Annotated in this window: 14 protein-coding genes and 1 pseudogene; 11 read left to right on the top strand and 4 right to left on the bottom strand. The window is 43.1% G+C overall.

Going from position 1 to position 15674, the window contains the following annotated elements:
* The 6 genes and pseudogenes from KIH88_RS08395 to KIH88_RS08370 all read left to right on the top strand — a co-directional run bounded on the left by KIH88_RS08395 (nt 1) and on the right by KIH88_RS08370 (nt 6287).
* Nucleotides 1-153 carry a hypothetical protein gene (locus KIH88_RS08395; protein ID WP_000776617.1) on the top strand — a complete coding sequence of 51 codons (153 nt, stop codon included), beginning with the start codon at nt 1-3 and terminating at the stop codon, nt 151-153.
* 20 nt (nt 154-173) lie between these two features.
* Nucleotides 174-1415, top strand: a complete 1242-nt coding sequence (locus KIH88_RS08390) for an aminopeptidase (protein ID WP_213988853.1) — start codon at nt 174-176, stop codon at nt 1413-1415.
* A 9-nt stretch (nt 1416-1424) separates the two neighbouring features.
* On the top strand, nt 1425-1655 hold the full coding sequence (locus KIH88_RS08385; protein WP_213988852.1) for a GlsB/YeaQ/YmgE family stress response membrane protein: 231 nt from the start codon (nt 1425-1427) through the stop codon (nt 1653-1655).
* Between the two features lie 72 nt (nt 1656-1727).
* Nucleotides 1728-2450, top strand: a pseudogene (locus tag KIH88_RS08380) (pseudouridine synthase).
* A 109-nt stretch (nt 2451-2559) separates the two neighbouring features.
* Nucleotides 2560-3894, top strand: a complete 1335-nt coding sequence (gene pepC, locus KIH88_RS08375) for an aminopeptidase C (RefSeq protein ID WP_213988851.1) — start codon at nt 2560-2562, stop codon at nt 3892-3894.
* A 164-nt stretch (nt 3895-4058) separates the two neighbouring features.
* Nucleotides 4059-6287 (top strand): HAD-IC family P-type ATPase, encoded by a 2229-nt coding sequence (locus KIH88_RS08370; RefSeq protein ID WP_213988850.1) that lies wholly within the window; start codon nt 4059-4061, stop codon nt 6285-6287.
* Nucleotides 6288-6346: 59 nt separating this feature from the next.
* On the opposite strand, the gene KIH88_RS08365 is transcribed toward KIH88_RS08370, so the two are convergent.
* The 4 genes from KIH88_RS08365 to KIH88_RS08350 form a co-directional block, all read right to left on the bottom strand.
* Nucleotides 6347-7258: a PTS system mannose/fructose/sorbose family transporter subunit IID gene (locus KIH88_RS08365; protein ID WP_000818313.1), complete on the bottom strand. Its 912-nt coding sequence runs from the start codon at nt 7256-7258 to the stop codon at nt 6347-6349.
* Nucleotides 7259-7272: 14 nt separating this feature from the next.
* The gene (locus tag KIH88_RS08360; RefSeq protein ID WP_001280317.1) at nt 7273-8085 is read right to left on the bottom strand and encodes a PTS mannose/fructose/sorbose transporter subunit IIC; all 813 of its coding nucleotides are present in this window, start codon (nt 8083-8085) and stop codon (nt 7273-7275) included.
* A gap of 75 nt (nt 8086-8160) precedes the next feature.
* A complete protein-coding gene (locus tag KIH88_RS08355) occupies nt 8161-9150 on the bottom strand; it encodes a PTS sugar transporter subunit IIB (protein ID WP_049500953.1) in 990 nt (329 codons plus the stop codon).
* Nucleotides 9151-9432: 282 nt separating this feature from the next.
* Nucleotides 9433-10245: a Cof-type HAD-IIB family hydrolase gene (locus KIH88_RS08350; protein ID WP_000162371.1), complete on the bottom strand. Its 813-nt coding sequence runs from the start codon at nt 10243-10245 to the stop codon at nt 9433-9435.
* A gap of 187 nt (nt 10246-10432) precedes the next feature.
* Here KIH88_RS08350 and KIH88_RS08345 point away from each other — a divergent pair, with 187 nt between their 5' ends.
* The 5 genes from KIH88_RS08345 (at nt 10433) to folE (ending at nt 15529) form a co-directional block, all read left to right on the top strand.
* Nucleotides 10433-11851 (top strand): NCS2 family permease, encoded by a 1419-nt coding sequence (locus KIH88_RS08345; protein WP_000359243.1) that lies wholly within the window; start codon nt 10433-10435, stop codon nt 11849-11851.
* Between the two features lie 54 nt (nt 11852-11905).
* Nucleotides 11906-12613, top strand: a complete 708-nt coding sequence (locus KIH88_RS08340; RefSeq protein WP_000653642.1) for a CPBP family intramembrane glutamic endopeptidase — start codon at nt 11906-11908, stop codon at nt 12611-12613.
* A 76-nt stretch (nt 12614-12689) separates the two neighbouring features.
* On the top strand, nt 12690-13670 hold the full coding sequence (gene folP, locus KIH88_RS08335; RefSeq protein ID WP_213988849.1) for a dihydropteroate synthase: 981 nt from the start codon (nt 12690-12692) through the stop codon (nt 13668-13670).
* A gap of 1 nt (nt 13671) precedes the next feature.
* Nucleotides 13672-14994, top strand: a complete 1323-nt coding sequence (locus KIH88_RS08330) for a bifunctional folylpolyglutamate synthase/dihydrofolate synthase (protein WP_213988848.1) — start codon at nt 13672-13674, stop codon at nt 14992-14994.
* Entirely contained in the window at nt 14975-15529 is a 555-nt protein-coding gene (folE, locus tag KIH88_RS08325; RefSeq protein ID WP_000380916.1) for a GTP cyclohydrolase I FolE, read from the top strand. Before KIH88_RS08330 ends, folE begins: the two co-directional genes overlap by 20 nt.
* The last annotated feature ends 145 nt before the right edge of the window (nt 15530-15674 follow it).

The following is a 15674-nucleotide window of genomic DNA, read 5'->3' as shown; positions in this document are numbered from 1 at the left end:
ATGAAACTTAGAATCTTTGCGGAAGACAAACCAGCTGAAAAGGTTTTTGACTATCAGCTAGAGCTGGCAGATGAAACAATTATCCTATCAACAGCACTCTTGTCAGGTGCTATTGCTTTAGCAGGATTATTCTCTGCTTTGAAAGAAAAATAAAAATAGAAAAGAGAAACAAGATGGTTTTACCAAATTTTAAAGAAAATCTAGAAAAATACGCTAAGCTTTTGGTTGCAAACGGAGTGAACGTGCAACCTGGTCATACCTTGGCCCTCTCTATTGATGTGGAGCAACGTGAGTTGGCTCACTTGATCGTCAAAGAAGCCTATGCTTTGGGTGCGCACGAGGTTATCGTTCAGTGGACAGATGATGTCATCAACCGTGAGAAATTCCTCCACGCGCCGATGGAGCGTCTGGACAATGTGCCAGAATACAAGATTGCTGAAATGAACTATCTCTTGGAGAACAAGGCTAGCCGTCTTGGTGTCCGTTCTTCTGACCCAGGTGCCTTGAATGGTGTGGACGCTGACAAGCTTTCAGCTTCTGCTAAAGCGATGGGACTTGCTATGAAGCCAATGCGCATCGCAACGCAATCCAACAAGGTTAGCTGGACTGTAGCAGCCGCTGCTGGGCTTGAGTGGGCTAAGAAAGTCTTTCCAAATGCTGCGAGCGATGAAGAAGCAGTCGATCTCCTTTGGGACCAAATCTTCAAAACTTGCCGTGTCTATGAAGAAGATCCAGTTAAGGCTTGGGAAGAACATGCAGCCATCCTCAAGAGCAAGGCAGATATGCTTAATAAAGAACAATTTTCAGCCCTTCACTACACAGCGCCAGGAACAGATTTGACACTTGGTTTGCCAAAGAACCACGTTTGGGAATCAGCTGATGCAGTCAATGCACAGGGCGAAGAATTCTTGCCAAATATGCCAACAGAGGAAGTCTTCACAGCGCCTGATTTTCGTCTCGCAGATGGCTATGTCACTTCTACAAAACCACTTAGCTACAACGGAAATATCATTGAGGGAATTAAAGTAACCTTCAAGGATGGTCAAATCGTAGATATCACTGCTGAGAAGGGTGACCAGGTCATGAAAGACCTTGTCTTTGAAAATGCGGGTGCGCGTGCCTTGGGTGAATGTGCCTTGGTACCAGATCCAAGCCCAATTTCTCAATCAGGCATTACCTTCTTTAACACCCTTTTCGATGAGAATGCTTCAAACCACTTGGCTATCGGTGCAGCCTATGCGACCAGCGTCGTTGGTGGTGCAGAGATGAGCGAAGAAGAGCTTGAAGCTGCAGGACTGAACCGTTCAGATGTTCACGTGGACTTTATGATTGGTTCGAATCAAATGGATATTGATGGTATCCGTGAGGATGGAACACGCGTACCACTCTTCCGTAATGGAGACTGGGTAAATTAAGGAGAAGCTATGATTGGAAGCATGTTTGTCGGCCTTTTAATCGGACTATTAGCTGGAGCTATTACCAATCGTGGAGAACGTATGGGATGCTTTGGGAAGATGTTTCTCGGTTGGATTGGTGCCTTTCTAGGACAATTACTCTTTGGTTCTTGGGGGCCAAGCCTAAACGGTACAGCCATTATCCCAGCAGTTCTTGGTGCCATGGTTGTCTTAGCTATCTTCTGGAAAAGAGGAAGTTAGCTTCCCGACTCTGAAAAGGAAAGGAGGTTGGCTATTGAGCCAGCCTCCTTTTAAGTATGATATAATAGTTCTATGAGATTAGATAAATTTTTAGTTGCTTGCGCAGTAGGAAGTCGGACGGAGGTTAAAAACTTGCTTAAAGCTGGGCGGGTGACGGTAAATGGTAAAAAAGAAAAATCAGCTAAACTGTAAATTAATGAAGAAGGAGACGAGATTTGCTTTGATGGCCAAGTGCTAGAGTACGAGGAGTTTGTTTACTACATGATGAACAAGCCCCAAGGAGTCATTTCGGCGACTGAAGATCCCAAGCATAGAACTGTTTTAGACTTGTTAGATGACTATGCTCGCGCCAAGGAAGTCTTTCCAGTGGGGCGCTTGGATATTGATACCCATGGTCTTTTGCTTTTGACTAATGATGGTCAACTGGCTCATGCCCTTCTTTCACCCAAACGTCATGTGGATAAAACTTACTTGGCTCAGGTCAAGGGGATTATGACCCAAGAAGATGTGGAAACATTTGCCAAGGGCATTTCTCTCAAAGACTTTACCTGCCAGCCTGCTAGACTGGAGCTTGTTTCTACAGATACAGAAAAGAATCAAAGTTTGGTTCGTGTAACCGTTGCAGAAGGGAAGTTCCATCAGGTCAAGCGTATGGTATCCTACTGTGGCAAGGAAGTAGTGGACCTACAACGTTTGACGATGGGAACTTTAGCTTTGGACGAGAATTTAGAACGAGGAGAATGGCGTCGTCTGACCAAGGAGGAGTTAGAGGTTCTCCTTGCGAGTATTGTTTAATTTGATTTATTTTAGAAAAGGCGAGGAGAATGTCCTTGCCTTTTTATGTTTTCAGTTGCTTCCTTTGTGAAAAGAGTTATAATAGACAGTAGAATAAAAGGAGGAATCTATGAACGCGATTCAAGAATCATTTACTGATAAACTATTTGCTAACTATGAAGCAAATATCAAATACCAAGCGATTGAAAATGCTGCCAGCCACAACGGAATTTTTGCAGCCCTAGAACGTCGCCAAAGTCATGTAGACAATGCACCTGTTTTCTCATTAGATTTGACCAAGGACAAGGTTACTAACCAGAAAGCGTCTGGTCGTTGTTGGATGTTTGCAGCTCTCAACACTTTCCGTCACAAACTCATCTCTCAATACAAATTGGAAAACTTTGAATTGTCACAAGCCCACACTTTCTTCTGGGACAAGTATGAAAAATCTAACTGGTTCTTGGAGCAAGTCATTGCGACTGCAGACCAAGAATTGACGAGCCGCAAGGTTAGCTTCCTACTCCAAACCCCTCAACAAGACGGTGGTCAATGGGATATGGTCGTGGCCCTCTTTGAGAAATACGGTGTCGTTCCTAAGTCAGTTTACCCTGAGTCTGTTTCATCTAGCAGCAGCCGTGAGCTCAATGCCATCCTCAATAAATTGCTCCGTCAAGATGCCCAAATCTTGCGTGACTTGCTTGCTTCTGGTGCGGACCAAGCGACTGTTCAAGCTAAGAAAGAAGACCTCTTGCAAGAAATCTTTAACTTCCTTGCTATGTCACTAGGTCTTCCACCGCGTAAATTTGACTTTGCTTATCGCGATAAGGATGATAACTACCAAAGCGAAAAGGGTATCACGCCACAAGAGTTTTACAAGAAATATGTCAATCTTCCTCTAGAAGACTACGTTTCTGTTATCAATGCTCCAACTGCTGACAAGCCTTACGGTAAATCTTACACAGTTGAGATGTTGGGAAATGTGGTTGGTAGCCGTGCAGTTCGTTACATCAACGTACCAATGGAGCGCTTAAAAGAATTGGCGATTGCCCAAATGCAAACAGGAGAAACTGTTTGGTTTGGTTCAGATGTCGGCCAGCTCAGCAACCGCAAAGCTGGAATCCTTGCGACTGATGTTTATGACTTTGAATCAAGCATGGATATTCAACTGACTCAAGACAAGGCTGGACGTTTGGACTACAGCGAAAGTTTGATGACCCACGCCATGGTCTTGACAGGTGTGGACTTGGACGAAAATGGCAAGTCAACCAAGTGGAAAGTTGAAAACTCATGGGGAGACAAGGTCGGTGCAGATGGTTACTTTGTCGCCTCAGACGCTTGGATGGACGAATACACTTACCAAATCGTTGTCCGTAAAGAATTGCTGACAGCAGAAGAACAAGCTGCCTATGAAGCAGAACCAATCGTACTTGCACCATGGGATCCAATGGGAGCCTTGGCAGAATAAAGCATAAAGAAAAGAGGTTAGGGGAATCCTAGCCTCTTTTTAAGTTCTTCTTGAAGTGGCGATAGGTGATGCTTGCCAAGGGAGTTCTCCTTATTTTGAGTCTTTAAGTGACAGAGAAAAAGATATGTGTTACTATAGTAGTACAAAAGGATATCGGAGTAGAAATGAAGTATTTAAGCAGTCAAGACATCAAGGATCGTCAACGAAATATCAGCGACATTAAACCCTACAAAACAACCAAGGAAATCGTCGTTTCAAATATCTTTACCTTCTTTAATGCCATGAACCTGGCTCTGGCAGTTCTGGTAGCCACAACCTTGCGATTTGAAAATATGCTCTTTTTAGGTGTGATTGCTATCAATACAGCCATTGGAATTTTCCAAGAAGTGCGTTCAAAAAATGCTCTGGAAAAGCTAAGTTTGCTTGGTAAAAGTAAGTATAGAGTCAACCGAGATGGTCAAATGATTGAGATTGATTCGGAGGACATCGTTCTGGGTGAGTATCTGCATCTCAATCTGGGAGATCAGGTACCTGTCGATGCAGAAGTGCTTGAAGGAACGATCGAAGTGGATGAGTCCTTGCTGACTGGTGAGAGTGATTCAGTCTTTAAAACAGCAGGTGACAAGCTGATGAGCGGAAGCAATGTCGTTAGCGGTACTTGTCTGGTCACGGCGACGGCGGTCGGACCCGATAGTTATATCAACAAACTCGCAAAATCCAGCAAGGAATTCAAAAAATACCCTTCTCAACTACGCGATTACATGGATAAGATTTTAAAAATCGTCTCGATCTTGCTGGTGCCAGTTGCCATTCTGCTCTATGTCAGAGGTTTTAGTCTAGGACGGTCTTATGTTGAAATTGTTTTAGGAAGTTCAGGTGCCTTGGTCGGCATGATTCCAGAGGGTTTGATTCTCTTGGTTAGTGTGTCCCTAGCAGTAGCAGCCATGAAGCTGGCTAAAAAGAAGGTTCTGGTACAGGAGCTATACTGTGTAGAGACCTTGGCGCGAGTAGATATTCTTTGTTTTGATAAGACGGGAACTATCACGACGGGGAATATGAAGGTCCAAGAAATGGATGCTAATGTAGCAGAGAAACTATCTTCTTATTTGGCTTATTTCGAAGATGAAAATGCAACTTCCCGAGCTCTGAAGACTTACTTAACCTGTGAGAAAAAGTGGGAAGTTCAAGAAGTCGGTGCATTTTCAAGTAAAAATAAGTATTCCTTTGTCCAAGTAAAAGAGGGTGGGACCTATTTCTTCGGAGCCTATGAGTTTCTAGGCTTTACCCAGCCGATGGATGCCTACTATGAACATCTAAAACAGCAAGGTTTTCGAATCTTAACACTCGCTCATAGCAGGGACCAGATTACGAGTCCAGCTAATGTGGAACTACTAGGCCACGTCGTTTTGTCAGATGAGATTAAGGACAATACCAAGGAAACCTTTGACTATTTCGAATCTCAAGGTGTTGAAGTGAAGATTATCAGTGGTGATAATCATGTGGCTGTATATGGGGTGGCTCGTAAGGCAGGTTTTAAGGAAGAAGCGCGGGCTATTGATATGACCAAGGTGAGCGATGATGACTTTGAAAGAGTGGTCTTGGAACACGAAATATTTGGACGTGTGACACCTGAACAGAAGCAAAAGATGGTATCTATTTTGCAAAATGCTGGTAAAACAGTTGCCATGAGTGGTGATGGAGTCAATGATGTTCTGGCTCTCAAGAAAGCAGATATTAGTTTTGCCATGAAGGGGGCTACGAGTGCAGCCAAAAGTGTATCCAATATTGTTTTTCTCACTGATGACTTTGCAGTATTTTATGATATCTTGATGGAAGGACGCCGGGTCATTAACAACATCCAAAAGGTAGCCTCTCTTTTTCTAACAAAGACCTTCTTCTCCATCGTTTTTGCCATTTTGAGTGTGGTATTTGGTTTGGAATTTGCCTTTATCCCCATTCAGTTTACAATCATTTCAGCCATTACGATTGGGATTCCATCCTTCTTCCTGACTTTTGAGTCCAATAAAGAAAAGGTTAGCACTCACTTTATGAGAGATATCCTAACCAACGCGGCGATTGGTGGTGGCGTTCTGGTTGCTAGTGTTCTTTTGACCAATTTCTTTATCACTGTCCCAGGTCAGGTCAAATTTATTTGCTTCCTCCTTGCCCTGATCAATGGTCTGTGTCTAGTTGCCAAGGTCAGCTTGCCTTTTAATCGATACAAGATGCTTTTGCTCACGTTTTTGAGCCTTGCAGCCCTTGTTGGTGTACTTGCCAATACTTTTATCCTACAGGGAGCTTTTGTGCCTTTAGAAGCCAAACAGCTACTCTATGTTGCCATACTAGCAGTGGTGATTGGGTGCTTTCATTATCTTACTAGGAGAAAAAGTTGATACATAAAAAGAATCAGGTTTAATCCTGATTCTTTTTTGTTTATATATTCTCACCGAGATTACATGATACCGAAGAAACGAGCTGCGATACCAACTGCAAAGAGGGCAAGGATGATTGTGATTGGAGATACTTTTTTCTTAAGCAACCACATGCAAAGGAAAGTAAGGAGAAGTCCCATCAATCCTGGAATCAATGAGTCCAACTGACCTTGAAGCGTTTGTGGTTGAACTCTATCTAGGCTCATACCACTAAGCGCTTGACCAAGAATGCCCTTCAACTCAGCTCCTGTAACAGGACCTTCTGGGAAGTTGATGTAGGCACCTTCTGACAATTGTTTGCCTGGAAGGTTGATAGTGAAGTTGATGGATACCCAACGTTGTACAAGAACGGCAAGGATGAACATACCAAGGATAGAAGCACCTTTAGTGATGTCTTTCAAGATACCACCAGACATGTCTTTAGTGATCTCAGATCCAGCTTTGTAACCGAACTCTTGTGTATACCATAGGAAGGCCATACGGATAGCATTCCATCCAAAGAAGAAGAGAAGGGGACCAACAATGTTACCAGATGCAGCAAGTGATGCACCAAGGGCTCCAAGGATAGGACGAACTGTAAACCAGAATACTGGGTCACCGATACCAGCAAGAGGTCCCATCATACCGATTTTAACCCCTTGGATAGCCGCGTCATCGATTTCTACACCGTTAGCGCGCTCTTCTTCAAGTGCAAGAGTAACCCCCATGATAGGAGCAGCTACGTATGGGTGAGTGTTGAAGAACTCAAGGTGACGCTCAAGAGCAGCCGCTTGGTCTTCTTTTTTAGTGTATAATTTTTTGATAGCTGGGATTAATGAGTAAGCCCAACCCAAGTTTTGCATACGTTCGTAGTTCCAAGAACCTTGAAGGAATTGTGAACGCCACCAAACTTTTTGACGATCTGATTTTGATAATTGAATTTTTTCAGCCATGATTGTTCCCCTTTCTAGTAGTCTTCTAGGATATCACCGATTGGGTCGTTAGAAGTCGCAGCTCCGCCGCCACCGTTTCCACCTTGTTTTGTAAGGTTAAGGTAGATGAAGGCAAGGGCAACACCGATGACACCAAGGGCAATCAAAGTCAATTGAGAGATAGCTGCAAGAGCAAAACCGATAGCGAAGAATGGCCATACTTCACGAGTTGCCATCATGTTGATAACCATAGCGTAACCAACGGCAACGACCATAGCACCACCGACAGCCATACCACCGTTCAACCAGTCTGGCATCAAACCAAGAGCGTCTTGAACAGCAGAAGCTGGGATAGCGATAAGGAAGGCAGCAGGGATTGCAATACGAAGACCTTGAAGAAGAAGTGCAACAAAGTGAGCACGCTCAACAGCTGCAATGTTTCCGTCTTTAGCAGCAGCATCAGCTGAGTGAACTAAGGCAACTGAGATTGTACGAACAATCATTGTCAAGAAAAGTCCAGCTACAGCAAGAGGGATAGCTGTTGCCGTTGCAACGGCGATACCATCAGTAGTAAAGTTACCACCTTTGATCAAGATGATTGCTGCAGCAACAGATGCAAGAGCAGCGTCAGGAGCTACGGCAGCTCCGATGTTTGCCCAACCAAGGGCGATCATTTGAAGAGATCCACCAAGCATAACCCCTGCTTCGAGGTTACCAGTTGCAAGTCCGATAAGGGTACATGCGACGATTGGTTGATGGAATTGGAATTGGTCGAGGATACCTTCAAGACCTGCAAGGAAGGCAACAACTACAACCAAGATAGCAGAAATGATTGAAATATCTGACATGGTTTTATTCCTTTTCTATTTAGTTTTAATAAAGTATTTAATCCTGTTTTCAAAAATGATAGAAACAGATTAACATTATTGAACGTTTGCTTTCTTAATCAAGTCAAACAAATCTTTTTTCGTGTCGTTTGGTACTTTACGTACATCAAATTCAACACCGAGGTCACGCATTTTTTCAAAGGTTGCAACGTCTTCTTTGTCCATAGACAAAACGTTGTTAATCATTGTCTTACCTGTTGAGTGAGCCATAGAACCAACGTTAAGGGTCTTGATTGGCACGCCACCTTCGATAGCACGAAGTGCATCTTGTGGAGTTTCAAACAAGATAAGGGCATGAGTTTCTCCGAAACGTGGGTCTTTTGCAACGTCGATCAATTTCTGGATTGGGACAACGTTGGCTTTTACTCCATTAGGAGCTGCTTGTTTGATCAATTCTTTACGCAACTCGTCGTTTGCAACGTTGTCTGAAGCAACGATGATACGATCTGCTTTTGAATCTGGAGTCCAAGCAGTGGCAACCTGACCGTGAAGGAGACGAGTGTCTAGACGAGCAAGGTTGATTTTCAGTTTACCGTCACCGATAACTGTTCCTTCTGGAATAGCAGCTTGTGAAACTGGAGCAGCTGCAGCAGTTGCAACTTCCTCAACTGGGTTAAGCTCTTCTGGAAGAGCCTTGATGCCATCTTTGGCTTCTTTAATGATATTCGCAGCGACTTTATCCACACCTGCATTCGCGTCCATAAGGCGCTCTGTGTAGGCTTGGATCAACATCGGCAAGTTCAGTCCTGTGATGATGGCAAACTTACGTTCTGGATTTTCTCCCATTACGCGGCTAGCTTGGTTGAATGGAGATCCACTCCAAAGGTCAGCCAATACTAGAACCTCATCTTCTGCGTCAAATGCAGCCACAGCGTTGTTGAATTTAGCGTAAAGGTCATCTGGACCTTCATTTGGCATAAAGGTTACAACTTGAACCTTTTCTTGTTCACCAAAGATCATAGATCCTGACTGATGAATACCCGCAGCAAATTCGCCGTGGCTCGCAATAATGATTCCGATACTCATTATTGTCATTCCTCCTTATAAAATGTTTGACTATATGTTTAAGAAAACTTTAAGCCTAACTTTAAGTATAAACCGTTTTCATATAAAAATCAACTACTTTTTCTAAAAAGATGTAAAAGTTTTCATAGAATGACTTTTTAAAAATATTAATATATAAATGCTTTTGAGAGATAAATGAAAATGGTAATAGAAAATTTAATATAAAAATACAGAAAATGAGCCGCTTTTGTGAAAATGGAATGAAAACAAAAAGGAAAGATTGCGACCGTGCAATCTTCCCTTTTATAGGAATAAATTTTGTAAAGCGTGGGCAACTCCATCTTCTTCGTTGGTCAGAGGAAGTTGTTCGTCTGCATATGGAAGAAGAGCAGGATTGGCGTTTTTCATAGCATATCCCTTGCCTGCAAATGCCAACATTTCAGTGTCATTATGCTCATCACCAAAGGCGATTAAGTCTTTTTTATCACGATTCATCACATTGAGCAAGTACTCTAGAGCAAAGGCTTTGTTTACACCTTTGGGAGTACACTCGAGGATGTTGAGGGGACCGCCCCAGGTATTGATAGCTAGTTGGTGCTGATAAAAACGATTCATTTCGTCCGCTAAAGCGTATTTGTCTTCAGCCCTTGTTTGCAAAAGGATGCAGTTGGGATCTTTGGTTACTCGTTCAGGTTTGAATTGATTTTCCGGCCGGAAGTTCTCTACGCCAAATAGTTTAGGATCCGCAATTTCTTCATTCGGAGTCGTGATATAGAATTTTTTTCGATATTCTCCTGCAATAAAATCAGCCTGGATGTCCTCCGTGCGCTTGACCATGTCTAGGAGGTATTTTTTGTCCAAGGTCAAGCACTTTTCATGCTCCCAAGCCTGTCCTGGTAGATGGGTAAGAGAACCATTAAAGTTAATCATGGGAGTATGCAATTCTAGCTCACGGTAGAAATCTTTTGCCATACGATACGGACGTCCCGTCGTGATGATAACATGGTGTCCTTTTTCTGAAATTTTTTTGATTGTCTCTTTGGTGAAATCGGAGAGCTTGCTTTCACTATTCAGCAGGGTTCCGTCCAAATCGACTGCGATAATTTTTTTAGTCATATAAACCTTCCTAGTCGTTTCCAGATAAGATGTCTTCTATTATATCAAAAAGAAGGAAGAAAAGCAGATAAGAACAAAAACTACAGTTGCTTTGATTTATTAAACAAATCAAACAAACATATTGAAAAGGTGAATGATAAATGATATAATACTAATATTGTTCGTAAAAAACAAAAGGAGATTAAAGATGGACAAACTATTTAAACTAAAAGAGCACGGGACAGATGTTCGTACAGAGGTGCTTGCTGGTTTAACAACATTCTTTGCAATGAGTTATATTCTCTTTGTAAACCCTCAAATGCTTTCCCAAACGGGTATGCCTGTTCAAGGTGTGTTCTTGGCAACGATTATCGGTTCTGTAGTCGGTACCTTGATGATGGCTTTCTATGCTAATTTGCCCTACGCACAAGCACCAGGTATGGGATTGAATGCCTTCTTTACATTTACAGTTGTATTTGGGATGGGCTATACTTGGAAAGAAGCTCTTGGTATGGTCTTCATTTGTGGAATTATTTCACTGATTATTACCTTGACAAATGTTCGTAAAATGATCATCGAATCTATTCCCACAACACTTCGTTCAGCTATTTCGGCTGGTATTGGTGTTTTCCTTGCCTATGTTGGGATTAAGAATGCTGGTCTCTTGAAATTCTCAATCGATCCAGGTACTTATACTGTAGCAGGTGAAGGAGCGGACAAGGCTCAAGCTGCACTTACAGCAAACTCAGCAGCTGTTCCAGGCTTGGTAGACTTCAATACTCCAGCCGTATTGGTGGCTCTTGCAGGTCTGGCTATTACCATCTTCTTTGTTGTTAAAGGCATCAAGGGTGGAATTATTCTTTCTATTTTAACAACGACTGTCCTTGCTATTGCTGTTGGTGTTGTCAAATTGTCAGGGATCGACTTTGCTAGCAATAATCTTTCATCAGCGGTTAATGATTTAGGAACTTTGTTTGGTGCTGCTCTTGGTTCAGAAGGTTTAGGATCTTTGATTTCAAACACTTCGCGTTTACCAGAAACCTTGATGGCTATTCTTGCCTTCTCACTAACGGATATTTTTGATACAATCGGTACTCTTATCGGTACTGGTGAAAAAGTTGGTATCGTTGCGACAAGTGGGGAAAACCATGAGTCAGTTAAATTGGACAAGGCTCTTTACTCTGACTTGGTGGCAACTTCAGTAGGTGCCATTGCAGGTACATCAAACGTGACAACCTATGTTGAGTCTGCGGCGGGTATCGGTGCTGGTGGACGTACTGGGTTGACAGCCCTAGTGGTTGCGATCTGTTTTGCTCTATCTAGCTTCTTTAGCCCACTTCTAGCGATTGTTCCGACAGCTGCAACAGCACCAATTTTGATCATCGTCGGAATCATGATGCTTTCTAACTTGAAAAATATCCCTTGGGATGATATGGCTGAAGCGGTTCCTGCCTTCTTCACATCTATCTTTATGGGATTCAGCTACTCTATCACACAAGGGATTGCTGTTGGTTTCTTGACATATACCTTGACAAAAGTTGTCAAAGGTCAAGCCAAGGATGTGCACGTGATGATTTGGATTTTGGATGCCTTGTTTATCCTTAACTATATCAGTATGGCGCTATAAATGGTATAATAGAAAAAGGGGAGTCTCCCCTTTTTAATTATAAGGAGGTACATCATGAAAGATAAGACGATTTGGCAAGAGGTTTTGAACAGAGGGAAATGGGTGCTCATCCTTTTGGTAGCTTTTGTTCTATCTCAATTTCCCATAGGACTTGCTTTGTTTTTAGCAAACAAACAGTTTCCGATTTTACAGTCAGGGCTCTTAGTTGGTGCCCTATCCATAGTCGTTTTGATTGTATTTATTATTGGTGCACGAAAAACACAACTTGCTACTTTTAATCTATCCTTTTTTAAGGCAAAAGACTTGGCTCGCTTGGTACTGAGTTATCTGGTGATTTTTGCGACAAATCTCTTGGGTTCACTCCTGCTTCGACTAACAAATGAGGCAACAACCAATAACCAATCAATACTGAATGGTTTGGTTCAGAATAGTTCCTTGATTTCAACTTTCTTCCTACTAGTCTTGATTGCGCCGATTTGTGAAGAAATTTTGTGTCGTGGAATTATTCCTAAAAAGATCTTCCGTGGAAAAGAAAAACTTGGCTTTGTTGTTGGTGCAATCGTCTTTGCCTTACTCCATATGCCAACCAATTTACCTTCTGTGATTATTTATGGAGGAATGTCAACGGTTTTGACTTGGACAGCCTATAAGACTGAGCGTTTGGAGATGTCCATTTTGCTTCATATGATTCTCAATGGTATTGCATTTTGTTTGTTGGCCTTATTGGTATTGATTAGTAGAAATCTAGGTCTATCATTCTAAACAATTGGCCTACTTGGAAAAGATGAATACTAACGTGTCCATCTTTTTTCTTTTTATGGTAAAATAGAGAAATAATATGATGAAAAGCCTTAAGGAAGTGACCGTTATGTCCAATAAAGTCAACCACAAAAAAACAGCTATTTGTGGAATTATCAATGTAACCCCAGACTCCTTTTCGGATGGTGGGCAGTTTCTTGCTCTTGACCAGGCGCTCCAGCAAGCTCGTAAATTGATAGCTGAAGGAGCGAGTGTGCTAGATATCGGTGGAGAATCGACCCGGCCCCGGCCGGGCAGTAGCTATGTTGAGATAGAAGAGGAAATCCAGCGTGTTGTTCCAGTGATTAAAGCTATCCGTGAGGAAAGTGATGTTCTCATTTCCATTGATACTTGGAAAAGTCAGGTGGCAGAGGCTGCCTTGGCTGCTGGTGCCAATCTGGTCAATGATATCACGGGTCTCATGGGAGATGAGAAAATGGCGGATGTGGTTGCTAAGGCTGGAGCGAAGGTGGTTATCATGTTTAATCCAGTTATGGCTCGTCCTCAGCATCCTAGTTCGCTCATCTTTCCTCATTTTGGTTTTGGACAAGCTTTTACAGAAGAAGAGTTAGCTGGCTTTGAAAAAATGCCAATCGAAGACTTGATGGAGGCTTTCTTTGAACGAGCTCTAGCGAGAGCGGATCAAGCTGGGATTGCAAGAGAAAATATTCTACTGGATCCAGGAATTGGCTTTGGTCTGACTAAGAAAGAAAATCTGCTTCTTCTACGGGATCTGGATAAACTCCATCAGAAAGGCTATCCAATCTTTCTTGGTGTTTCGCGCAAGCGGTTTGTTATTAATATCCTGGAGGAAAATGGCTTTGAAGTTAATCCTGAGACCGAACTTGGTTTCCGCAATCGGGACACAGCTTCGGCTCATGTAACCAGTATCGCTGCGAGACAGGGTGTGGAAGTGGTGCGCGTACATGACGTAGCCAGTCACAGGATGGCGGTTGAAATTGCCTCTGCTATCCGTTTGGCCGATGATGCAGAAAATCTAGATTTAAAACAATATAAGTAAGATGAACGAAATTCAAAACAATCAGTGGATTGCCCACTACCGAACGGACCAACCGCATTTTGGTTTGGAGCGAATGGTGGAACTCCTAGCTCTGCGAGGCAACTCCCATCTCAAACTCAAGGTTATCCACATCGGTGGGACCAATGGCAAGGGTTCAACCATTGCTTTTTTGAAAAAGATGCTGGAAAAGCTAGGACTGAGAGTTGGCGTGTTTAGCTCGCCCTATCTCATTCACTACACAGACCAGATTAGCATCAATGGGGAATCTATCCCAGAAGCGAAGCTAGAAACCCTCATGGCAGACTATCAGTCTTTGCTGGAGGGAGAAGCGGTCGCTAATTTACAGGGCACAACCGAGTTTGAGATTATCACAGCCATAGCCTATGACTACTTTGCTTCAGAGCAAGTAGATGTGGCTATCATGGAAGTCGGCATGGGTGGGCTTTTAGATAGTACCAATGTCTGCCAGCCAATTTTAACAGGCATCACAACCATTGGACTGGACCATGTAGCCCTACTTGGGGACACCTTGGAAGCCATAGCAGAGCAGAAAGCTGGTATTGTCAAACAAGGTATTCCCTTGGTGACAGGTCGTATTGCTCCAGAAGCTTTGGCTGTGATTGACCGCATTGCGGAAGGGAAAGATGCGCCGAGATTTGCCTACGGGACAGATTATCAGGTCCGCCATCAAAAGAGTATGGTTACAGGCGAAGTCTTTGACTATACAAGTGTTGTCAGACAAGGTCGCTTCCAGACTGGCCTGTTGGGTTTGCACCAGATAGAGAATGCTGGGATGGCCATAGCTTTACTTGATAATTTTTGTCAAGAAGAAGGTCGAGAACTAGCAAGCAATCACTTGCTTGCTCAAGCTCTGGAAGAAACAAGATGGCCGGGGCGTCTGGAGGTCGTGTCAAGAGAACCCTTGATGATTTTGGATGGAGCCCACAATCCCCATGCTATCAAGGCTTTATTAGCAACCTTGCAAGAACGCTTTGCGGATTATCATAAGGAAATCCTCTTTACTTGTATCAAAACCAAGGCCTTGGAGGATATGTTGGACTTGCTGGGGGCCATGCCAGATACCGAGCTTACCCTGACACATTTTGACGATAGTCGGGCGACTGATGAAAACGTGCTGGAAGAGGCAGCCAAGTCTAGAAATCTCAGCTACCAAGGTTGGCAGGATTTTCTAGAGCAGAAATTGACAGATAAAAATGAAGAGAAACAAACAGTTAGGATTGTCACAGGTTCCTTGTATTTCTTGAGCCAAGTGAGAGCCTATCTGATGGAGAGGAAGAACGAGAATGGATACACAAAAGATTGAAGCAGCTGTAAAAATGATTATCGAGGCTGTTGGTGAGGACGCTAACCGCGAGGGCTTGCAGGAAACACCTGCTCGTGTAGCCCGTATGTACCAAGAGATTTTTTCAGGTCTTGGCCAAACTGCTGAGGAACACCTGTCAAAATCCTTTGAGATTATTGATGATAATATGGTAGTAGAAAAGGATATTTTTTTCCACACCATGTGTGAACACCACTTCTTGCCTTTTTATGGGAGAGCGCACATTGCCTATATTCCAGATGGTCGGGTGGCAGGTTTGTCCAAACTTGCCCGTACGGTTGAAGTTTATTCTAAAAAACCACAAATTCAAGAACGGTTGAATATCGAAGTGGCCGATGCCTTGATGGACTATCTGGGGGCTAAGGGAGCCTTTGTTGTCATTGAGGCCGAGCATATGTGTATGAGCATGCGTGGTGTCAGAAAACCAGGTACTGCAACCTTGACGACAGTAGCTCGTGGTCTATTTGAAACAGATAAGGACCTAAGAGATCAGGCTTATCGTTTAATGGGACTATAATACCCTTCGAAAATCAAATTCAAACCACGTCAGCTTCACCTTGTCGTAGGTGCGGTTACTGACTTCGTCAGTTTTATCTACAACCTCAAAGCAGTGCTTTGAGCAACCTGCGACTAGCTTCCTAGTTTGCACTTTGATTTTCATT

This window comes from Streptococcus oralis (genome assembly GCF_018448765.2).
Taxonomy (GTDB): Bacteria; Bacillota; Bacilli; order Lactobacillales; family Streptococcaceae; genus Streptococcus; species Streptococcus oralis_BM.
This window is presented reverse-complemented; position numbering and strand designations above follow the sequence as displayed.